Origin of the sequence: Mycobacterium sp. D16R24, assembly GCF_002013385.1 — a bacterium.
Taxonomy (GTDB): Bacteria; Actinomycetota; Actinomycetes; order Mycobacteriales; family Mycobacteriaceae; genus Mycobacterium.
The window spans coordinates 54,652-75,956 of record NZ_MAEV01000019.1 but is presented as its reverse complement, the minus strand read 5'-3'; the positions used below and the strand labels follow the sequence as shown (position 1 = coordinate 75,956).

The 21,305-nt window shown below is 64.8% G+C and carries 22 protein-coding genes; 12 read left to right on the top strand and 10 right to left on the bottom strand.

The features are described 5' to 3' along the window. Positions 1-260 precede the first annotated feature (260 nt). Positions 261-1,238, bottom strand: coding sequence for a diacylglycerol kinase family protein (locus B4383_RS17290; protein WP_078292303.1), 978 nt, complete (start codon positions 1,236-1,238; stop codon positions 261-263). A gap of 76 nt (positions 1,239-1,314) precedes the next feature. Between B4383_RS17290 and B4383_RS17285 the strand changes: the two genes are divergently transcribed. Further along, positions 1,315-1,779, top strand: a complete 465-nt coding sequence (locus B4383_RS17285) for a hypothetical protein (RefSeq protein ID WP_286150653.1) — start codon at positions 1,315-1,317, stop codon at positions 1,777-1,779. Here the strand turns inward: B4383_RS17285 and B4383_RS17280 are convergent. From B4383_RS17280 to B4383_RS17270, 3 genes are read right to left on the bottom strand one after another with little or no spacing between them, the layout of a single operon-like run. Next, positions 1,727-2,212, bottom strand: a complete 486-nt coding sequence (locus B4383_RS17280; RefSeq protein ID WP_078292301.1) for a GNAT family N-acetyltransferase — start codon at positions 2,210-2,212, stop codon at positions 1,727-1,729. The genes B4383_RS17285 and B4383_RS17280 overlap by 53 nt on opposite strands. Further along, a complete protein-coding gene (locus tag B4383_RS17275; protein ID WP_078292299.1) occupies positions 2,205-3,314 on the bottom strand; it encodes an isochorismate synthase in 1,110 nt (369 codons plus the stop codon). The genes B4383_RS17280 and B4383_RS17275 overlap by 8 nt, the downstream gene beginning before the upstream one ends. A 1-nt stretch (position 3,315) precedes the next feature. After that, positions 3,316-3,927: an acid phosphatase gene (locus B4383_RS17270; protein ID WP_078292379.1), complete on the bottom strand. Its 612-nt coding sequence runs from the start codon at positions 3,925-3,927 to the stop codon at positions 3,316-3,318. Between the two features lie 55 nt (positions 3,928-3,982). Between B4383_RS17270 and B4383_RS17265 the strand changes: the two genes are divergently transcribed. After that, the gene (locus B4383_RS17265; protein WP_176126569.1) at positions 3,983-4,786 is read left to right on the top strand and encodes an AAA family ATPase; all 804 of its coding nucleotides are present in this window, start codon (positions 3,983-3,985) and stop codon (positions 4,784-4,786) included. A 79-nt stretch (positions 4,787-4,865) separates the two neighbouring features. On the opposite strand, the gene B4383_RS17260 is transcribed toward B4383_RS17265, so the two are convergent. Continuing rightward, the gene (locus B4383_RS17260; protein WP_078292294.1) at positions 4,866-6,086 is read right to left on the bottom strand and encodes a hypothetical protein; all 1,221 of its coding nucleotides are present in this window, start codon (positions 6,084-6,086) and stop codon (positions 4,866-4,868) included. Further along, the gene (locus tag B4383_RS17255) at positions 6,083-7,543 is read right to left on the bottom strand and encodes a DEAD/DEAH box helicase (RefSeq protein WP_078292292.1); all 1,461 of its coding nucleotides are present in this window, start codon (positions 7,541-7,543) and stop codon (positions 6,083-6,085) included. Before B4383_RS17255 ends, B4383_RS17260 begins: the two co-directional genes overlap by 4 nt. Before the next feature lie 256 nt (positions 7,544-7,799). Here B4383_RS17255 and B4383_RS17250 point away from each other — a divergent pair, with 256 nt between their 5' ends. Next, positions 7,800-8,453 (top strand): ferritin-like fold-containing protein, encoded by a 654-nt coding sequence (locus B4383_RS17250; protein ID WP_078292290.1) that lies wholly within the window; start codon positions 7,800-7,802, stop codon positions 8,451-8,453. Between the two features lie 16 nt (positions 8,454-8,469). Here the strand turns inward: B4383_RS17250 and B4383_RS17245 are convergent, their stop codons facing one another. Then, on the bottom strand, positions 8,470-9,198 hold the full coding sequence (locus B4383_RS17245) for an MmpS family transport accessory protein (RefSeq protein ID WP_078292288.1): 729 nt from the start codon (positions 9,196-9,198) through the stop codon (positions 8,470-8,472). Between the two features lie 156 nt (positions 9,199-9,354). Between B4383_RS17245 and B4383_RS17240 the strand changes: the two genes are divergently transcribed. After that, positions 9,355-9,579, top strand: a complete 225-nt coding sequence (locus B4383_RS17240) for a DUF3107 domain-containing protein (protein ID WP_078292286.1) — start codon at positions 9,355-9,357, stop codon at positions 9,577-9,579. Here B4383_RS17240 and B4383_RS17235 read toward each other — a convergent pair. Then, positions 9,576-10,262 (bottom strand): TetR/AcrR family transcriptional regulator, encoded by a 687-nt coding sequence (locus B4383_RS17235; protein ID WP_078292378.1) that lies wholly within the window; start codon positions 10,260-10,262, stop codon positions 9,576-9,578. The two genes, B4383_RS17240 and B4383_RS17235, sit on opposite strands and share 4 nt — an antisense overlap. Before the next feature lie 198 nt (positions 10,263-10,460). Between B4383_RS17235 and B4383_RS17230 the strand changes: the two genes are divergently transcribed. The 8 genes from B4383_RS17230 to B4383_RS17195 all read left to right on the top strand — a co-directional run bounded on the left by B4383_RS17230 (position 10,461) and on the right by B4383_RS17195 (position 20,167). Continuing rightward, on the top strand, positions 10,461-11,480 hold the full coding sequence (locus B4383_RS17230) for a DUF3152 domain-containing protein (protein ID WP_078292284.1): 1,020 nt from the start codon (positions 10,461-10,463) through the stop codon (positions 11,478-11,480). A 99-nt stretch (positions 11,481-11,579) separates the two neighbouring features. Continuing rightward, on the top strand, positions 11,580-12,755 hold the full coding sequence (moeZ, locus tag B4383_RS17225) for an adenylyltransferase/sulfurtransferase MoeZ (RefSeq protein ID WP_078292282.1): 1,176 nt from the start codon (positions 11,580-11,582) through the stop codon (positions 12,753-12,755). A gap of 110 nt (positions 12,756-12,865) precedes the next feature. After that, on the top strand, positions 12,866-13,720 hold the full coding sequence (locus tag B4383_RS17220; protein WP_078292280.1) for a TIGR02569 family protein: 855 nt from the start codon (positions 12,866-12,868) through the stop codon (positions 13,718-13,720). Between the two features lie 139 nt (positions 13,721-13,859). Further along, on the top strand, positions 13,860-15,305 hold the full coding sequence (locus B4383_RS17215; protein ID WP_078292278.1) for a nitrate/nitrite transporter: 1,446 nt from the start codon (positions 13,860-13,862) through the stop codon (positions 15,303-15,305). A gap of 5 nt (positions 15,306-15,310) precedes the next feature. Then, positions 15,311-17,824 carry a nitrite reductase large subunit NirB gene (nirB, locus tag B4383_RS17210; RefSeq protein WP_078292377.1) on the top strand — a complete coding sequence of 838 codons (2,514 nt, stop codon included), beginning with the start codon at positions 15,311-15,313 and terminating at the stop codon, positions 17,822-17,824. 121 nt (positions 17,825-17,945) lie between these two features. Next, a complete protein-coding gene (gene nirD, locus B4383_RS17205) occupies positions 17,946-18,299 on the top strand; it encodes a nitrite reductase small subunit NirD (RefSeq protein ID WP_078292275.1) in 354 nt (117 codons plus the stop codon). Next, positions 18,289-19,443 carry a uroporphyrinogen-III synthase gene (locus tag B4383_RS17200; protein ID WP_078292273.1) on the top strand — a complete coding sequence of 385 codons (1,155 nt, stop codon included), beginning with the start codon at positions 18,289-18,291 and terminating at the stop codon, positions 19,441-19,443. Before nirD ends, B4383_RS17200 begins: the two co-directional genes overlap by 11 nt. Then, positions 19,436-20,167 carry a sirohydrochlorin chelatase gene (locus tag B4383_RS17195; protein ID WP_078292271.1) on the top strand — a complete coding sequence of 244 codons (732 nt, stop codon included), beginning with the start codon at positions 19,436-19,438 and terminating at the stop codon, positions 20,165-20,167. The genes B4383_RS17200 and B4383_RS17195 overlap by 8 nt, the downstream gene beginning before the upstream one ends. On the opposite strand, the gene B4383_RS17190 is transcribed toward B4383_RS17195, so the two are convergent. Then, positions 20,141-20,437 (bottom strand): MGMT family protein, encoded by a 297-nt coding sequence (locus B4383_RS17190; RefSeq protein WP_078292269.1) that lies wholly within the window; start codon positions 20,435-20,437, stop codon positions 20,141-20,143. The two genes, B4383_RS17195 and B4383_RS17190, sit on opposite strands and share 27 nt — an antisense overlap. A gap of 2 nt (positions 20,438-20,439) precedes the next feature. Further along, positions 20,440-21,222, bottom strand: a complete 783-nt coding sequence (locus B4383_RS17185) for an alpha/beta hydrolase (RefSeq protein WP_078292267.1) — start codon at positions 21,220-21,222, stop codon at positions 20,440-20,442. Positions 21,223-21,305: the final 83 nt, after the last annotated feature.

Genomic DNA, 21,305 nt, shown 5'->3' with positions numbered 1-21,305 from the left:
CTCACTCGGGGGTGGTGTCTGCGGACTCCACATTCGTTTGTACTACACTAAACCGGTCTGCGCCTTGAATCTGGCGAGATTCCCCCATTTTCCCAGGTGAACTGGTGCTACTGGTGAGTAACGTCACGAGCCGTTGAGGCTCGACTACGTGAAGTAGTACACCCCATACGGCCCGGCTGTGACGTGCACCGCGTTGCACCTGTGAATCGGCTGTGTCTGGAACGGGCTGTCGCTCAACACTATTGCGCGTTGGGTGAGGCTCAGAAAGATGCGTTCGAGGGTTTTGCCGGCGCGACCACGTCGAGAACGTCGGGTTCAGCGGTGAAGGTCAGGTCACTGCGCATCCCGAGGAAATCACCGTCGACCTGCGTGGCGATCGGCGCTGACGCGCGTATCCGCACCCACGGAATGTCGTCTTCACGCAGCAGGTGATTGGCCGCGGGACGATCCGGGCGCGGTGCACCCACCATGTGGCGGACCAGACGAAGATTCGCCGTCACGTTCATGCTCTTCGACGCGAACACGCCCAAGCCGCTCTCGAAACCGGTACCGGGATTTGTCCAGATGGCGCGTTCGTTGGCGTACGTCCACGGATTGGAATTGCTGATAAACGCGAAATGGATACCCGCCTGCGGCTCGCGGCCGGGCAGCTCGACGGTCAGGGTCGGCTGGCGGCGGGCGGCGCGGAAGAAACTCAGCACGGCACGGGTGACATAACGCCCCGCCGTGACCTGCTTGCCCTTGTTGCGGTGAGCCTCCATCGCGGCAACCACCTCGCCATCCAGGCCCATGCCCGCGTTGAAGATGAACCAGCGCTCGCCGCAGTGCCCAAGACCGATGCGGCGCCATCGTCGCTGGTCACGACGATGTACGTCCAGCAGATCGACGACCTGATTGGTGGCCTGAACAGGGTCGGCCGATATACCCAGCGTCCGGGCGAACACATTGGCCGAACCGCCCGGAACCACCGCGATGGCGGGCAACGGACCCGGCGCCGGGTGCCCCGGCTGACCGAGTAGCCCGTTCACCACCTCGCTGACCGTGCCGTCGCCGCCGTGTACGACGATGACCGCCGCCCCGTCGTCGGCCGCGCGGCGGGCCAGCTCACTGGCGTGTCCGCGGTGGTCGGTGTGCAGAACCTCTAGGTGCACGCGGCTTTCGAGTGCGTGCGCCAGCAAGTCACGCCCGGCCGCTGTTGTCGAGGTGGCATTGGGATTCACGATGAGGACCGCACGCACGGGGCATGAGCCTAGCCGGATGTTCAACGCGCAAGCTGCTCATCACAGTTGTGATGGGTCCACATAGGCTTGTCGGGTGACCACAGCCGTTCCGAACACCGTTCGCCGCGCCGGGATGATCGTTGCCGGCGAAGGCGCCATCGGATTGGTGATCGCGATAGTTCTGGTGGTGCGCGCGGCCAGCGGTGCCGACCAGCATCTGGTGAACGGGTACGGCACCGCCGCCTGGTTCGCGACATTCGGCACCGCGGTACTTGCCGCGGGCCTTGCGCTCGTCACAGGGAAACGTTGGGGCAGAGGGATCGCGGTGATGATGCAGCTCCTGCTCCTGCCTGTCGCGTGGTACGCGGCCGTGGGGTCGCACCAGCCCGCGCTGGGCGTACCTATCGCGATCGTCGCCGTGGTCGCGCTGGTGCTGCTGTTCAGCCCCACCGCGCAGATGTGGGCCACCGGCGATGACGCCGCGGCGCTGACGAGTCCGACTAGCGTCAGCGGTTTGAGGCCAGCTCCGCCAATGCCGGGCCTTGCAGCCGGTAGGTGATCCAATCCGATTGCGGATTGGCGCCCAGCGAGTCGTAGAACTTGATGGACGGTGTATTCCAGTCCAGCACAGCCCAATCCAGTCGGGTATAGCCGTTGGTCACGCATTCTGCGGCCAGTGCCGACAACAGTGCCTTCCCGAGGCCAGAGCCGCGCTGCTCCGGCTTGACGTACAGGTCTTCAAGGTAGATGCCGTGTTGACCGGTCCAGGTGGAGAAGTTCAGGAACCATACGGCGGTGCCACAGACCACGCCGTCTGCCGCCGCGACGTGGGCGAAAAGGGCGGGGGCCGAACTGAATAGCGCCTTGTGGAGCTGTTCCTGGCTGATATGGCACTCATCGCGCGCCTTCTCGTACTCCGCGAGATCCTCGATCAGGCCGACGATGGCCGGGACGTCGGCCTCGGTGGCGCGGCGAATCTGGGTGTTACTCACTCTCGGCTCCTAACCCTGCCAACACAGTCCGGAATTTGACCGTTGTCTCGGATAGTTCGTCCTGGGGATCTGATTCGGCGACGAGTCCGCCGCCGGCATACGCACGGATCGCGGTGCCGTCAGCCGACAGTTCGGCGCAGCGGATCGAGACGGCCCAGCGACCGTCCCCGCTGCTGTCACACCAGCCGACCGCGCCTGCATAGAACCCGCGATCACCCTCGATGCGTGCGATCAGGTTGGCGGCTGCCTCGGTGGGGGTGCCGCACACGGCCGGGGTGGGATGCAGTGCTACAGCCAAATCAAGCGCGGTAGTTGAACTTTGACGCAGCCGCGCGCTGATGGAGGTGCTGAGATGCCAGAGCGCGGCGGTACAACTCAGCGTCGGCTCCGGTGGAACCTGGACATCGACGCACAGCGACGCGAGATCCTCACGCAGCTGATCGATCACCACGGAGTGTTCATGGCGGTTTTTGTGCGAGCCCGCGAGGTCTTCACCCGTGCGCCGATCCAGAGATGGATCGCTGGACCGAGGGGCGGAACCGGCGAACGGGTGACAGATCACCATGTCCCCGCGGCGCTCCACCAACAGCTCCGGACTGCAACCCACCAGGGTGTGGCCGCGGAATCGGTCGCCGGCAGGGGAGAGGTCCACGCAAAAACTGTTGGCGTCGGGGTCGTTTCGGATCAGCCGATGCGTGAGCACCAATGCATCCACCGGCGCGTCGGCCTGCATTTCCAGCACGCGCGCAAGGACGACCTTGGACAGTCCGCCGGCGGTGTCGCGAAGCACCTCGACGGCCTCCGAGACACGCCGCAGATGCTCGGAGGGCTCCGGTATTTGTTGCGTTACAAGGATATTCGGCATGGTGCCGTAGAACTCTTGTGGTGGCCTGCGCTCAACCGTCACCGGAACTGTGAGAGCTGCGGGCTTGGAGGTGTCAAAAGGCAGTGCACCGACCAGCATGTGGTGCCGCCCGGTGCGCAGGGCCTCCGCAGCGGTCGCGATGTCGTCGTATGCGGTCTCACGGCCGTACGCATACAGCGCCTCGGCGGCCCGCGACATCACGAAATGTGGGTGCGCGGGGGAGTCGGTGGCCATCATGTCAGCTTGACGGTACCGGGTGCCGATACCCGGTCAGCCCAAGTGCGGCCACCTGACGCTGGCCGTGCTCATGCCCACCCACAGCGATCGAGGCCGTAGCCATACCGAGACGAGTGCCCTCTTCCAGCGGCAGGTCGATCCACCGAGTCATCAGTGCACGCGAGAAATGGCCGTGACCTATCAGCAGCACATCGCGTTGGGTGAGGTCAGCGGCGATCTTGGCGATCACCCGATCGGCCCGGGCCTGTACCTGAGCCACCGATTCGCCGCCGGGGCAGCCGTGCGTCCACACCAACCAACCCGGGTCGTTCTCGCGGATCTGGGGCGTGGTCAGGCCCTCGTAGTCGCCGTAGTCCCACTCGGAGAGTTCCTCGTCGGTGGCGGTGATGGTCAGACCGGCCAGCTCTGCGGTCTGGATCGCGCGTCGGCGCGGACTACTCAGAACCACCGGATCATTGAGATCGAGATCGTCCAGCACCTCACGTGCGGCGACGGCCTGGGCGCGACCGATTTCCGTGAGATCCAGGTCGGTGCGACCGGTATGCCTGCCGATCTTTGACCATTCGGTTTCGCCGTGGCGTAGCAACAACATTCGGTTTTGGGGGGCAGACACGCACTTGATTGTGCCGTACCGACTTCCGTCGTGATCGCGTTCGGCATGCCAGTATGTGGGCGTGACTCGGGTGCTGGCGGTAGCCAATCAAAAGGGCGGGGTGGCCAAAACCACGACGGTCGCGTCCCTCGGCGCGGCGCTGGCCCAGACGGGGAAGAAGGTTCTGCTGGTTGACCTTGACCCTCAGGGCTGCCTGACGTTCTCGCTGGGGCAGGACCCGGACCGACTTGGGGTCTCGGTGCACGAGGTCCTGCTGGGGCAGGCAGATATCAAGGAAGCGCTGGTCACCACCGCTGAGGATCTGACGCTGCTGCCCGCGAACATCGACCTGGCCGGTGCCGAGGCGATGCTGCTGATGCGGGCCGGCCGTGAGTACGCGCTGAAGCGGGCGCTCGAATCACTGGGGGACGAGTTCGACGTCGTGATCATCGACTGCCCGCCGTCGCTGGGCGTGTTGACTCTGAACGGCCTGACGGCCGCCGACTCGGTGATGGTGCCGCTGCAATGCGAGACGCTGGCGCACCGGGGTGTCGGCCAGTTCTTGCGGACGGTGACCGATGTTCAGCAGATCACCAACCCGGGGCTGACACTGCTTGGTGCACTGCCCACGCTGTACGACTCGCGGACCACGCACAGCCGCGATGTGCTGCTGGATGTGGCCGACCGTTACGAGCTGCCGGTGCTTGCCCCGCCTATTCCGAGGACTGTGCGGTTCGCCGAGGCCAGCGCCTCGGGCGCGTCAGTGCTGTCCGGCCGTAAGAACAAGGGCGCGCTGGCCTACCAAGAGCTGGCGCAGAGTCTGGTGAAGCACTGGAAGAGCGGCAAGGCCATGCCGACCTTCGCGCCGCCCGTGGACTGATTTCTGTTTTCCCGTCGAGTCCGCATTTCACGAGTTTCCGGCTTAAAAACGTCGTGATCCGGGGCTCCCCCTGTGAGATTCACCCCAGCGCGAAGACTCGTGACCCGCGCTGTTCCACCAATGTGTTGCCGACGACAGCACTGATGACGGGGATCTTCTCGTCGGCTGGGTCACGTTGCACCGCAATGGATTTCCGGAATTCTCCGGTGGTCATGTTGAACACATCGATCCCACCTTCGACCGGGATCAGCAGCTCGCCGGCCATGGCCGTGCCCGGCCCCAAGGGTTTCTTGGTGGTGGGCAGCACGAATCGGTAGGCGAGATCGAAGCCGCCCAGCACCAGCACCTGATTGCCCGTCCACCAGGTGACAACGTCGCCGGCTTGCGCGGCCGTGTTGGACTGGACCACCTCACCCGGCAGGGCCGTCGCACCGACCCGCATGCCATGGTCGTCGAACACCACCAGCTCGTTGTGGGTGCCGGGCAGGTATACGGCCGACCGGGTATCCGCGACAGCGAGCACCTTGGCGGCAGAGCCGCGTTCAACCCCCGGTAGCGCCGCGGAGTAGAGCTCCTCGGGTTTGTCGTTGTCCTTCGGTGTCGGCTTTTGCAGCGTCAGTCGCAAGGTGGAGTCCTGAGGGCAGGTCTCCAGCACCGCGAGCACGCTGGACCCGACGGCACCCGATTTCAGCGTGCAGTCCACGCGGGGCTGGCTGTTGGGATTCAGCGGAGCGACGACTCGTCCGTACTCCAGGGTGCGCACCATGTCCGAACGCCACAGCTCGAGCCGGGTGCTGCCAAGTGCCAGCACGTAGGTGCCGTCGGTCGACAGCGACACCTTCGGATCATTTGCACTACTGCGCAACGGACCCCGACGGCCGGTCTGTCCGTCGATCATGGTGACCTGGCCGCATCCGCGTGCATCTCGGTAGACCGCCACCGCGTCATCAATGAAGCCGATGACGCCGCACAGATTGAGATTGCGGCGCGCGTAGGACCACAGCTGTGCGCCGGTTACCGGGTCATGGCCCACCACGTCGTGCCCATCGGCGCTGACAACCGCACCGCTCGCGATGACCGGCCCCTTTGTGGCTCCACTTGCGGTGGACCACAGCTCGCGCACCGAGTCAGGAACCCGGGTGGCACTCATCGGGCGTTTGATGTCCCCGGCGGCGGGATGGCTGACGGTGGCGCGGGCATCGCTGGTCCACCAGATCGTGGCACCGGTCACGGCGACCACGACGGCGATCACCGCCGCAGCAATGATGTCGGCCCGGGTGCGCCGCTCCGGTGCGATCACGCCGTGGCGGTGGTCGCGGCCGGACGACGACGGCGCCGACGACGACGCGCGGGGGCGGGCTGGTCACCTTCCGCGGTGGCCACCGCCGCAGGTGCGTCGACGACAGAATCGTCGGCGGCCTCGCCTGCACGAGTACGCCGACGGGTGCGGGTGCGCTTGGGCTTGTCGCTTTCAGTGCGCTCGGCTCGCGGCTCGCGGCGCTTGGGTCCGCCGGTGAACTTGGGGCCGGTCGACCCGGTGACGTCGGCGGGGATGTTCAGCTCGGTGAACAAATGCGGTGAGGTGGAATAGGTTTCATCAGGATCGGGCACGCCGAGGCCGAGCGCCTTGTCGATCAGCTGCCAGCGCGCGACATCGTCCCAGTCCACCAGGGTGACAGCGATACCGGTGCGTCCGGCACGGCCGGTGCGTCCGATGCGGTGCACGTACGTCTTGTCGTCCTCGGGGCACTGGTAATTGATGACGTGGGTGACATCGTCGATGTCGATACCGCGGGCAGCCACGTCGGTTGCGACCAGCACGGTGATCTCACCGGAACGGAAGGCGGACAATGCCTTTTCGCGAGCGATCTGACCGAGGTCGCCGTGCACGGCGCCCACGATGAAACCGCGCTCGGCCAGCTCGTCGGACACCTTCTGTGCGGTCCGCTTGGTGCGGGTGAAAATCATGGTGGCCCCGCGGCCCTCGGCCTGCAGGATGCGGCTGACCAGCTCGATCTTGTCCAGCGCATGCGCCCGGTAGACGAACTGCTCGGTCGAGTCGTGCACCGACGAAGAATGAGGAGCTTCGGCCCGGATGTGGGTCGGGCGATTCATGAAGGTGCGAGCCAGGGTGATGATCGCATCGGGCATCGTCGCCGAGAACAGCATCGACTGCCGTCCCGATTCAGCGGACGGTGCCAGCGCCAGAATGCGCTCGATGTCGGGCAGGAAGCCCAGGTCCAGCATCTCGTCGGCCTCGTCGAGCACCAGCATGGCTAGTCCGCCCAGCTGCAGGTGACCCTGCTGCGCGAGGTCCAGGAGTCGACCCGGCGTCCCGACTACGACGTCGGCACCGGCGCGGAGCGCCTCGATCTGTGCCTCGTACGGACGTCCGCCATAGATGGAGACAACGCTGAAGTCGCGGTCACCGGCCGCCAGGTACTTCGACGCCCTGGTGAGGTCTTCGTAAACCTGGATGCACAGCTCGCGGGTCGGGACCACGACCAGCGCGCGGGGCGTGCCGTTGAGCGGTCGATCTTCGACTCCGGTGGCGATGCGGTGCAGCAGCGGGACACCGAATGCGTAGGTCTTGCCCATACCGGTGCGGGCCTGGCCGATGAGGTCAGAGCCAGCGAGGGCGAGCGGAAGGGTGAGTTCCTGGATGGCGAACGGATGCTCGATTCCGGCTTCGCTGAGGGCCCGGACAATCTCGTCGCGGACGCCGAGCTGGGCAAAAGTGTGTTCGATATGACTCATGGGTGGTGTACGTACCTTTCGTGTTTTCGCTCAGCGCGCACGATCGGTAGGTCGGATTTCGACGGGGCCGGGCTCGCGTCTAGCGGCGAGGGCAGCACGTGCACGCACATTTCCTGTGGGAGAACTCTCTGGGTACTTCACAGTCAGGGCGTTCGTCCCGCACTCATGATAGCGGGTGAGCTGCGATTTTCCGATTCGCCGTGGTTTGCCCCGCGGTTCGGTGTTCTCCTGCGGGTGCCCGACTAGAGTTCCAGACATGACTGCGGACCTCGATCCTCCCGGTGTCAATCAGCTGTTCGCGGTGATCGCGTACGGCGAGATCGCGGCGTTCTACCGGTTGACCGACGAGTCCAAGATGGCGCCCGACCTGGCCAGCAAGATCGCTATCGCCAGCATGGCGGCCTCGCAGATGCGCCACTACGAGGTGCTGCGAGATGCGATGGAGGCTAACGGAGTTGACGTCCTGACGGCCATGGAGCCGTACGTCAAGACGCTAGAGAATTACCACTCGCTTACCCTGCCGCGTACGTGGTTGGAGGCCATGGTGAAGGCGTACATCGGCGACTCGCTGGCGGCCGATTTTTATGGCGAGGTGGTCGCCTCGCTGCCGGGTGAATCGGCGGCGGTTCTCAAGTCGGTGCTGGGGACCACCGGACACTCAGAGTTCGTCATCGCCCAGGTGCGTGAGGCCGTCAAGGACAACCCGCAGCAGCGCAACCGGCTCACCTTGTGGGGTCGACGGCTGCTCGGTGAAGCCGTCACGCAGGCGCAGCATGTGCTTGCCGGGCACGACGAGCTCGCCGAGCTGGTGATGTCCGGCGGTGCCGGTCTGGGGAACCTGAACGAGTTCTTCGAGCGGCTGCAGGGGGCGCATGCCGAGCGGATGGCGGTTCTGGGGCTGGGCGGTTAGCCCGGCTGCTCGAGCTCTACTTGGTGCAGCGGGCGATGATGCTGTTATTGCTCTGCACTGCCAGCATCTGGTTCTGGCTGTTGGTGATCGAGCAGTTGATCTGACTCGCGAAGCTCGTCGCAGTGATTGATCCGCCGACGATTCCGGGGCTCGGTGTCACGATCATCGTCCAGGGCAGCGAGGCGCCGAGCACGGTCCGCGTCGCGCCGTTGCCGTCGGTATAGGTGATGGTCAACAGGTCGCCCGGTGTCTGGTTACCGGTGACGTAGTACGCGAACGCCGCGGGTGTGATCGGCCGCTGGCCTTCCGGTGGGAGCATCGGGTTGGAGGGCGGCGGCTCGGGTGCGGGTGCCTCCGTGGACGGCGCCGTGCTCGGCGTCTCCTGCGGCGGGGTGGTTGTCACGGTTGTCGTCGACGGTTGCGCCGAGGTCGCCGATGGTGACGGCGCAGGGGGAGTGGTGGTCACCGGCGTCAGTGAGGGCACGGGTGTGGTGATGGCAGAGGCCGGCGGCTTGTCATCGCCACCGCTGAGCACGACCGCCGTCGCGATGACGGCAATCGCGAGCACCGCCCCGGCAATGGACGCGACCCATTTCCAGTTCTCGTTCGAACCCGGCGGCCTGTACTCGAAGTCCTCGTCGAGACCTGAGTACCCGCTGTACTGCGGGGTCGTCTCGGATTCATACGGGTCGTCGTAGGGCTCGTAGCCGCTGGAGGACCGAGAATCTCCGCGATAGCCGACCATGATCAGCGCTTCCTCTCAGCCCCATATCAAATGTGAAACCTGATACTGATGTTACTGCTGTGACTAACGGACTGGCACGATCATGCGAGGTGTGTCGGCAGTACCGGCGTCGGCTAACCTCTGCAGTACACGCTTAATGACCTGGAAGGTGCCTTCGTGGAGATCAAGATCGGTGTCACAGATAGCCCGCGCGAGCTGGTCATTTCTAGCGATCAGACCCCGGCTGACGTCGAAAAGATCGTGTCCGCGGCACTATCCCAGGAGTCGGATGTGCTCAACCTCACCGACCAGAAGGGGCGCAAGTACCTGATCGCCGCGGCCCGAATCGCCTACGTGGAGATCGGTGTTGCCGATACGCGCCGGGTGGGCTTCAGCGGCTAGTCGAGCGGCTGAAGCGGAACGTGTGAGAGCCCGCCCCAGGCGAATCCGACGGTGGCGTTGACCGCGTCGTCCTTGGAGATGGGCTTCTCATTGTCCAGCCAGTAGCGCGCGCTGACCTGGCTGATTCCGACCAGGCCGACGGCCACCATGCGCGCGTGGTGAGGGTCCAGTCCGGAATCGTGGCTGACCAGGTCGAATACCGCATCGGTGCAGGCGCTGATGGCGCCCTCGACACGTTCGGAGACCTGCGGGACGCCCACCAAATCGTTTTCGAAGATCAACCGGTAGCCCTGGCTGTCATGCTCGACGAAATCGAAGAACGCCATGACCGCCGCGCGTAGCCGCTGCCGGTTGTCGGTGGTGGTGCGCAACGCCTGCCGCACGCTGGATACCAGGTTGTCGGCATGCTTGTGCAGTACCTCGAGGTACAGCTCCAGCTTGCTCGGAAAGTGTTGGTAGAGAACGGGTTTGCTTACGCCTGCACGTTCGGCGATTTCGTCCATGCCCGCGGCATGGTAGCCGCGATCGACGAATATCTCACTGGCAGAACCGACCAGCTGGCCGCGACGCTCATCGCGAGGCAGTCGTCCGCCACGACGTGTATTTCCCTGAGTCGAATCCTGCGTTGCCACCGCCGAGTTCACCCTGCCTCGACGCCCGGCCAGATTCGCAAGATCACGCATGTCCTTATCCTCTGCGCGCACACGACTTAATAGTCGCCTACGCCATCTCACTCAGGCGGCTAATCAATCCGCTTGAACCCGAAATACAGACAGTACTCCTGGCATCTGGCGGCGTGCCCGAGGCGGGATGGCCTGTCGCTATGCCATCCTTGCCCGGTGACCTACGACCGGCACCAATGGGCGCATAATCGTAGGTCCATGCCAGAAACCATGAGTCGGCTCCCCGTGCAGGAGTCCTCCGAACGCTACGAGCCGCTGCGCGCCCAGCGCGATCCGCTCGCCGAAGGAAGCGGACGCATCCGATCCGATCGGCGTGATCGCGACCGCTGGCGCAAGCAGACCTGGCTCGGCCGTTTCATCTCCACCTACGGATGGCGTGCGTATGCCATTCCGCTGCTGGTCGCGTTGACCGTCTTCGTCGGGTACCAGACCGTGACGCAGCGTGAACCCGCGCACGCGGGTACCGGCCCCAATGAGCCCGTCGCCGATCCTCCGTCTATTGGCGCGCTGGGTGACGCGATCATCGGTGCCCCGCCCAAGGGTCTCACCCAATTCGACGCGACTTTGCCCACCGGTGTGCTGCCCGAGGGGGAGCCGTTCACCGAGGCGGGCGCCAAGTCCTGGCACGTCGTACCGGGCACGACCCCCCAGATCGGGACGGGTGCCGCGAAGGTGTTCGCGTACACCATCGAGGTTGAGGACGGCATCGACACCATGGGTTTTGGCGGTGACGATCTCTTCGCACGCATGGTGACCGAGACGCTGGCCAGTCAGAAGAGCTGGACGCACAATCCTCAGTTCGGATTTGTCCGGATTGACTCCGGCACACCTGATTTCCGGATCTCGCTGACCTCGCCGGCCACGGTGCGCGAGGGCTGTGGTTATGAGATTCAGCTCGAAGCCTCTTGCTATAACCCGCGTTACGGCGAGAACGGCGACCGGCGCGTGTTCATCAATGAAGCACGGTGGGTGCGCGGCGCCGTCCCGTTCCAGGGTGACATCACGTCGTACCGCCAGTACGTCATCAACCACGAAGTCGGACATGCCATCGGTTACCGGGTACACGAACCGTGTGAGCAGGACCAACAGCTGGCTCCGGTGATGATGCAGCAGACATTCAGCACCAACAACAACGATGCGGCGAAGTTCGACGCTGATTCGATCAAGCCCGACGGCAAGACCTGCCGCACCAATCCCTGGCCGTATCCGATTCCCTAGCGGCGGTCCCGGGCTCGGGAAGGGTTGGCATCCCGATACTGTTGATGCAGCTGTAGGGCTCTCAGACAGCCCTGAGGAACCCGAGTCACAGGAGTCACGGTGCCCACATTGCCGCCGTTGGTAAGCCCCGCCGCAGGTCTTACCCGCGAGGAAGTCGCCCGGTACAGCCGCCATCTGATCATCCCCGACCTGGGTGTGGACGGACAGAAACGTCTCAAGAACGCCAAGGTGCTGGTCATCGGCGCCGGCGGTCTCGGATCTCCGACACTGTTGTACTTGGCTGCCGCAGGTGTCGGCACCATCGGCATCGTCGAGTTCGACGTGGTCGACGAGTCCAATCTGCAGCGCCAGATCATTCATGGCCAGTCCGATATCGGCAGGTCCAAAGCGCAGAGCGCGCGTGACTCGGTGCTGGAGATCAACCCGCTGGTCGAGGTGCGGCTGCATCAGCTGCGTTTGGACCCGGACAACGCGGTCAACCTGTTCAAACAGTACGACCTGATCCTGGACGGCACCGACAACTTCGCGACGCGCTACCTGGTCAACGACGCCGCTGTGCTCGCACACAAGCCGTACGTATGGGGTTCCATTTACCGCTTCGAGGGCCAGGTGTCGGTCTTCTGGGAAGACGCGCCCGACGGTCTCGGCCTGAATTACCGCGATCTGTACCCCGAGCCGCCGCCCCCAGGCATGGTGCCGTCCTGCGCGGAGGGTGGCGTATTGGGCATCCTGTGCGCCTCCATCGCCTCGGTGATGGGTACCGAGGCCATCAAGCTGATCACTGGAATCGGTGACACGCTGATGGGCCGGCTCATGGTCTATGACGCGCTGGACATGACGTACCGCACCATCAAGATCCGCAAGGATCCGGCCACGCCGAAGATCACCGAACTCATCGACTACGACGCGTTCTGCGGTGTGATCAGCGATGAGGCCTCCGCTGCGGTCGCCGATTCCACCATTACCCCGCGTGAGCTGCGCGAATTGCTTGAATCCGACAAGAAGGTGGCGCTGATCGACGTGCGCGAACCCGTCGAATGGGACATCGTCCACATCGACGGTGCCGAGCTGGTACCCAAGTCGACCCTGGAGTCCGGAGATGGCCTCGCCAAGCTGCCACAGGACCGCCAGGCGGTGCTGTACTGCAAGACGGGGATTCGGTCGGCAGAGGCGCTTGTGGCCGTGAAGAAGGCTGGTTTCTCCGACGCGGTGCACCTCCAGGGAGGCATCGCCGCCTGGGCCAAGCAGGTTGACCCCGACATGGTCATGTACTGATCGGTGGGAACCAGCAACAGCTCCATATTGCGGGACGCCCCATCTGTGACCGCCGACACGAACTCCGAGCGAACACAATCCAGTTTATTGCAGGCGGTAACGTATCCCGCGTGACTGTGGACCGCCCGCCCGAGCACGTGCTCGCGACTTACGGGCTCAGCGGCGTCAAGCCAGTCCAGCTCGGCCCGACATGGGAGGGTGGCTGGCGCTGCGGTGAAGTGGTGTTGTCGCTGGTAGCAGACCATGCGCGTGCTGCGTGGTCCGCCAAGGTGCGCGACACACTGTTCATCGACGGTGTGCGCCTGGCCCGGCCAGTTCGGTCCACGGACGGACGGTATGTCGTATCGGGTTGGCGCGCGGACACATTCGTAGCCGGTGCGCCCGAGCCGCGGCACGACGAGGTGGTGTCGCTGTCGGTGCGCCTCCATGAGGCCACCTCCAAGCTGGAACGTCCCCGGTTTCTTACCCAGCCCCCTGTAGCGCCATGGGCCGATGTCGACGTGTTCATTGCGGCCGACCGCGCGGCCTGGGAAGATCGGCCGCTGCAGTCCTGGCCCTCCGCGGCACGGGTATCGCCCGGCTCGCCGGACGGCCAGCGATCCATCGACCTGATCAACCAGTTGGCGAGCCTGCGCCGGCCCACCAAGAGCCCACCGCAGCTGGTACATGGCGACCTGTACGGCACTGTGCTTTTCGCGGGCGCGGCCGCGCCCGGCATCACCGACATCACTCCGTACTGGCGCCCGGCCTCATGGGCGGCCGGCGTCGCGGTGGTGGATGCGTTGTCGTGGGGTGACGCGGACGACGGTCTCATCGAACGCTGGGCGACCTTGCCGGAGTGGCCGCAGATGCTGTTGCGGGCCTTGATCTTCCGACTGGCCGTGCATGCGTTGCATCCCCGGTCGTCGGCGCAGTCCTTTCCGGGGCTGGCACGCAGTGCGGCTCTGGTGCGGCTCACGCTGTAACACGCGTCACCTTTGTGCCTTGATGTGACGTAGGCCGAAAGCCATCTCACCGTCACATGACAGACTCGTGTGAGCGAGATGTGATGGCTCGGTCATCGCCAGCAGCGCCGCCGCAACAAGATTTTTCTACCGTGCTCTCATGGCGAACAACACGGCAACAGCCCCAATTGCACGGCGCGGACGCTGGATTGAGAACTGGGATCCCGAGGACGTCGTCGCCTGGGACAACGGTGCTGCGAAAGTCGCACGGCGCAACCTGATCTGGTCGGTGGTTGCGGAACACGTCGGTTTCTCGGTGTGGTCCATCTGGTCGGTGATGGTTCTCTTCATGCCGCAGAACGTGTATCACATCGACGCCGCCGGGAAGTTCTTCCTGGTGGCCATGCCGACCCTGGTCGGTGCGGTGCTGCGGTTGCCCTACACCTTCGCCACCGCCTGGTTCGGGGGGCGTAACTGGACCATATTCAGTGCCTTGGTGCTGGCGGTGCCGACCGCCCTCACGTTGTACTTCATGGCGCATCCGGAGACCTCGTACACCACCTTCATGATCGTGGCGGCGGTCGCGGGCTTCGGTGGCGGAAACTTCGCCTCCTCGATGACCAACATCAATGCCTTTTACCCGCAACGATTCAAAGGCTGGGCACTGGGCCTCAACGCCGGAGGCGGAAACATCGGAGTCCCGGTGATCCAGGTGCTTGGCCTGCTGGTCATCGCCACCGCGGGGAACCGCTCACCGCACTGGGTAGCGGGTATCTACCTCGTGCTGATCGCCTTCGCCGCCGTGGGCGCGGCGCTGTTCATGGACAACCTGGCGAACCAGAAGACCGACGGCCGCTCACTCATCAACGTGATGAAGTACCGCGATTCGTGGATCATCGCCTTCCTGTACATCGGCACCTTCGGTTCCTTCATCGGGTTCAGTTTCGCGTTCGGCCAGGTACTGCAGCTGAACTTCCTTGCCGGGCTCGCGCACAGCGGCCTGACCCCAGCGCAGGCCGCGGCGCAGGCATCGCTGCATGCCGCCCAGATCGCGTTCATCGGGCCGCTGCTCGGCTCGCTCGCCCGACCGTTCGGCGGCTGGCTGTCGGACCGCACGGGCGGCGGCAAGATCTCGCTGTACGCCTTTATCGCGATGATCTTCGGCGCGGGCATCCTGGTGGCCGCGGGAACCATCGACGACCGCACGGCCGGCGCACCCTCCGGTGCCATCATGGCCTCCTACGTCACCGGATTCATCGTCCTGTTCGTTGTCTCCGGAATCGGCAATGGCTCGGTATACAAGATGATTCCGTCGATCTTCGCCGCCAAGGCGCATAGCGCCGGGCTCGACGAAACCTGGTCGCGAACCATGTCGGGTGCATTGATCGGTGTGGCCGGTGCCATCGGCGCGCTCGGCGGCGTCGCCATCAACCTGGTGCTCCGTGCCTCGTACCTCAGTGCGGCCAAGTCCGCCACCATGGCGTTCTGGGTGTTCCTCGCCTTCTACGTCGTCTGCGCCGTGGTCACCTGGTACGCCTACGTGCGGCGCCCGGTTGGGGTCCCGGTTCCTGTGATGTCTAGGTCCAAAGACGAAGTGACGGTGTGAAACTCATGAATAAGAACGTCATCGTCATCGGCCACGGGATGGTCGGCCACCGATTTGTCCAGGTGCTTCGCGAGCGCGACGCTACCGACCAGTGGCAGATCACCGTCCTCGGCGAGGAGGCCGACGCCGCCTACGACCGCGTGGCCTTGTCCTCGTATATCGACAGCTGGGACCGGGACACGCTGGCGCTGACAGGAAATGACTACGCCGACGATCCCATGGTGACCCTGCATCTTGGGGATCGGGTGGTCGGCATTGACCGGGCCGGTCAGACGGTCACCACCGAGGCAGGCGCCGTGCTGGACTATGACGCGCTCGTCATGGCCACCGGGTCTTATCCGTTCGTGCCGCCAGTGCCGGGTGGCGATGCCGACGGCTGCTTCGTCTACCGCACCATGGACGATCTGGACGCCATCAAGGCCGCTGCCGACAAGTCGCCGGGCTCCGCGGGTGTCGTCATCGGCGGCGGACTGCTCGGGCTCGAAGCCGCGAATGCGTTGCGTCTCATGGGTTTGGCCCCGCATGTGGTGGAGCTCAACCCCCGTCTCATGCACCTGCAGGTCGACGAGGGTGGTGGCGCCCTGCTGACCAGGCTGGTGACCGAGCTCGGGTTGACAGTGCACACCAGCGTCTCCACGAAGTCCATCGAGACGGCAGCGGACGGGACACTCTCGGTGCAGCTGTCCGACGGATCCTCGATCGATGCCTCGGTACTGGTCTTCTCCGCGGGCATCCGGCCGCGCGACGAGCTGGCTCGGGACTGCGGCCTGGAATTGGCCGAACGTGGCGGTATCTTCACCGACACCGGCTGCCAGACAAGCGATCTGCACATCTATGCGATAGGCGAGGTAGCCGCTATCGAGGGCCGCTGCTACGGGCTGGTCGCGCCGGGGTACACCACGGCCGAAATCGTCGCAGACCGGCTCCTCGGCGGGGTCTCCGAATTTCCGGGAGCGGATCTTTCCACCAAGCTCAAGCTGCTCGGGGTGGATGTCGCCAGCTTCGGTGACGCCCACGCCACCGCAGAGGGTGCGCTGGAGGTCGTCTTCAACGACGCCACCAAGGGCACCTACGCCAAACTCGTGGTCTCCGATGACGCACGAACTCTATTGGGCGGCATCCTCGTCGGCGATGCCAGCACATACGGCACCCTGCGGCCCATGCTCGGCCGGGAGCTGCCAGCGGATCCTGCCTCGCTGATCACCCCCGCCGGCGCGGAGATCGGGGTGGGCGCGCTGCCCGATGACGCGCAGATCTGCTCGTGCAACGCGGTCACCAAGGGTGCCATCTGTGGGGCCATCTGCGAGGGAGCCACCGACGTGCCCGCCCTCAAGGCGGCTACGTGCGCCGGAACATCCTGCGGTAGCTGCATTCCCATGCTCAAGCAGATCCTGGCCGCGCAGGGCGTCGAGCAGTCCAAGGCGTTGTGCGAGCATTTCACCCAATCGCGCGCCGAGCTGTTCCAGGTGGTGCAGGTGACCGGCATCCGGACCTTCTCCGAGCTGATCGCCAAGCACGGCACCGGAACCGGCTGCGATATCTGCAAGCCCACCGTGGCGTCCATCCTGGCCTCGACGTCCAGCGACCACATCCTGGAAGGGGAGCAGGCCGCGCTGCAGGACACCAACGACCACTTCCTGGCCAACATGCAGAAGAACGGCACCTATTCGGTGGTGCCGCGGCTGCCGGGCGGCGAGGTGACTCCGGAAAAGCTCATCGTGATTGGCCAAGTGGCCCAGGAATTCGGGCTGTACACCAAGATCACCGGTGGTCAGCGCATCGATCTGTTCGGTGCTCGCGTCGAGCAGCTCCCGCTGATCTGGAAACGGCTCATCGATGCCGGCATGGAATCCGGTCAGGCTTACGGCAAGTCGTTGCGCACCGTGAAGAGCTGTGTGGGTTCGACGTGGTGCCGGTATGGGGTTCAGGATTCGGTGGCTATGGCCGTCGAGCTCGAATTGCGTTACCGCGGGCTGCGTTCCCCGCACAAGCTCAAGATGGGGGTATCCGGGTGCGCGCGTGAATGTGCAGAGGCTCGGGGCAAGGACGTCGGTGTCATCGCCACCGAGAATGGCTGGAACCTGTATGTCGGTGGCAACGGCGGCGCTACCCCCGCGCACGCCAAACTGCTTGCCGGCGATCTGGACTCAGAGACGCTGATTAAGTACATCGACCGGTATCTGATGTTCTACATCCGCACCGCGGACCGGCTTCAGCGCACCGCCCCCTGGCAGGATGCGATCGAGGGCGGCTTGGATCACATCCGGGCAGTGGTGTGCGAAGACTCCCTCGGTATTGCTGACGAGCTGGAGGCGGCGATGGCCCGTCATGTGGAGGGTTATGCCGACGAATGGGCGGCCGTGCTGGCTGATGAGGACAAACTGCGCCGGTTTGTGTCGTTTGTGAATGCGCCCGATGAACTCGACTCGACCATCGCGTTCGACGACAGCGGTCCTCGCAAGGTGCCGGTGCTATTGGGGACACCGGGATTCAGGTCGGCCGCCGAGTCCGCAACGTAGCGCGTCGGCCACGGTAATACCCGGGTAACACAACCCAGGTAGACATGACAGAACACAACGAGAAGAAAGGCCGGAGATGACAATTCTGGACGCTCGCCCCCGTTTGAGGCGGTACCAGTACGTGTGGTCGACGGTCTGTGCGGTGGATTCGCTCACCCCAGGCCGGGGCGTGGCGGTACTCCTTCCGGACGACGTGCAGGCCGCGCTGTTTCTGCTGCCCGATGGGGAGCTTTACGCGGTCGGTAACATCGATCCGTACGGCCAGGCTGCGGTCATGTCACGCGGTTTGACCGGTGACCGTGGCGGCGAGCCCACGGTGGCATCGCCGCTGCTCAAGCAGGTCTTCTCGCTTATTGACGGGCGTTGCCTCGATGATGCGTCGCGCCGGTTGCCAGTCTTCGAGGTGCGGGTGAACAATGGAAATGTCGAAATCGGAATGCTCAGGAGCCGACACCGGGACCCGGTTGCCGCCTAACGAGCAGGATCGTCGGCTCGACGGGTTCACCATCGGTGTCACGGCTGCGCGTCGCGCGGAGGAGTTCATCGCGCTCTTGGAGCGCCGTGGGGCCGCCGTCGTGCACGCCGCCGCGATCAGGATCATCCCGTTGGCCGATGATGCCGAGCTGCAGCACGCCACCGAACTTGTCATCGCCAACCCCCCGGATGTCACGGTGGCCACCACCGGCATCGGGTTCCGCGGCTGGATCGAGGCCGCTGATGAATGGGGTGTGGCCGAAAGTCTTAAGTCGGCGTTGGAGTCCGGGCGCCTGGTCGCCCGCGGACCCAAGGCTACCGGGGCGATTCGTCAGGCGGGGCTGCGTGAAGAGTGGTCGCCCGCATCGGAGTCGTCGGCCGAGGTGCTGGATCGTCTACTCGAAGAGGGTGTCGAGGGTCGGCGCATCGCCGTGCAACTTCATGGTGCCGCCACTGAATGGGAACCCATCGCCGATCTCTGCGAGGCATTGACCATCGCTGGCGCACAGGTTATCCGGGTGCCGGTGTACCGCTGGGAGCCGCCGGAGGACCAACGGCCGATGGATCGCATGATCTCCATGGCGATCAATGCCGAGCTGGACGGGATAAGTTTCACCAGCGCGCCCGCGGTGGCCTCAATGCTTGGTCGTGCCAAGGCAACCGGCCGATTGGACGAGCTGCTGATCGCGCTGCGAGGAAGAGTGGCGCCGCTGTGCGTTGGACCGGTGACCGCTGCGCCGCTGGAAGTGCTGGGGGTATCGACGACCCAGCCCGAACGTGCGCGGCTGGGCGCGTTGGCCCGGCATATGGCCGACGAGCTGACCAGGCGGGCACCACGTTTCCAGGCAGGCGGGCACATCGTGAGTGTGCGCAGCTGTGGGATAGCGGTCGATGGTGAGACGCGGCAGATCTCCCCGGCGGGAATGGCGCTGATGAAGCGGCTGATGGTGCGACCCGGTCAGGTGGTATCGCGCGAGGACTTGTTATCCGTGCTGCCCGGCGGTGGCGACGACACCCACGCTGTCGAGACGGCTATGACGCGTCTGCGGTCGGCCCTTGGTGCACCGAAAGTGATTCAGACAGTGGTCAAACGGGGTTACCGGCTGGCGATCGATCCGACCATGATTGGGGAATGCCGTGGATGACGGTCTTCGCGCACGCGGCTCATCCGAGGTCGAACTCGTCCTAGTCGCACATGGAACGCGTTCGGCCGCGGGAGTGGAGAACATCGCGGCGCTCGCCGAGGCGGTGTCGCTGCGTATCGGATCGGTGCGCACCGCGTTCGTCGACGTGCTGGGTCCGACCCCGTCAGAGGTGCTGTCGACGATCGAAGGCCCAGCGGTTCTACTTCCTGCGTTTCTGGCATCGGGATACCATGTGCACCACGATATTCCACAGCATGTCGAGCTGAGTGGACATCCGAATGTGGCCGTCACTCAAGCGTTGGGTCCCGATCCCGTGTTGGCCAGGGTCATGACCGAGCGGCTGCGTGAGGCCGGGTGGCGTCGTGGCGACGCGGTGGTGCTCGCCGCAGCAGGATCCTCCGACCCCCGTGCGCGCCATGAGGTTCACACGGCGGCGAGCATGTTGGAGCGTCACACAGGACCGGTCACCGTCGGCTATGTCGCGACAGGTGAACCGCGGGTGCCCGATATGGTCGCGGCGGCGCGTGCGAATGGCCAACGCGTCTTCATCGCGTCATACCTCTTGGCACAGGGGCTTTTTCAGGAGCGCCTTGCCGAGTGCGGCGCCGACGGCGTCGCGCAGCCGTTGGGCGTGCATCCCGATATTGTAGATCTGTTGGTGCGACGGTTCGCTTCGGCCACGACGGTGCCGGGTGCCCTAGAAGCCGTGGCGGACGTCGCGTAACGCGATTCGTCCGTCCACCGCGAGTACGCCCTCGGCCCTGAGTAATTCGAGCTGGCGAGTCCGGATGTGAGGTGCGGGGCGACCGCTGGCCCCGATCACGCGATGCCAGGGCAGATCGGCGGAGTCGGTGCGCATAATCCACCCCACGATCCGTGCGCTGGAAAGGCCTGCCGCGTCGGCGATATCGCCATACGTGGCCACTCGTCCGGCGGGTATGGACGCGATCAGCGAGCGCACCAGCTCGACTTGTTCCTCGGTAACTGTCGCCATGATTACGCCAGGTGTGACCGTATCGCGGCCGCGGTCTCGGCGGGCCGCGATTGGGACACCATGTGATCGCAATCGACGTCCACCAGTTCGAACCGATCGCCAAGTCTGGCCGCGAGTCCGTCCAGTAGCCCGGTGGTTACGTAGGGTGGCGCGGTCCGCGTGGCCCGCAGCAAGGTAACGCGAATGATGTTGGCGGGTAGGGTGATATCGCGGGCCAGTTCACTCCATGCGGTGACCACGGCAGGCAGGTTCATGCGCCAGCCCCACCGGCCGTTCGGCAGCTGGATCAGGTGCTCATCGAGTTCTGCTTCGATGACGTGATCCGGTACGTCCGACCAAGCTCCTGCGACCTTGTCCGATTTTGCTTCGGCGCGGTCGGTGTAATCCGGGTAGGCCACCATCTGTTCGGCGATCTGGCGCATCCAGTCACCGTCGAGGCCGATCGCGGGATCCAAGAGCACCAGCGACCTCACCAGATCGGGTCTGCGCGCGGCCAGGTGCAATGCGGTGGCGCCGCCAAACGAGTGCGCCACCACCACGATGGGACCGGTCTGGGTCTCGTCGAGGACGGCGGCGACCGCATCGGCGTGGGCTTCCAGCGACCACGGCGCGGGTGCGGGGGAGTGTCCGTGACCCAGCAGATCCGGTGCCAGGGTGGACACATCGGGGAGGTGCGCATCGAAAAGCGGAGCCCAGCGCTTGCCGTGTCCGGTGAGTCCGTGCAACGCCACGAGACGCGCGGGTTCATCGGGGCCGTACCGGTGGGTGTTCAGCGTCGGTGTCACCCGTGGAATCCTGCCACGATCCCCGGCATTGTCCGCGAACGGATACCCAGGTCAGATCAGCTTGTCGGACCCTCGTGCTGTGA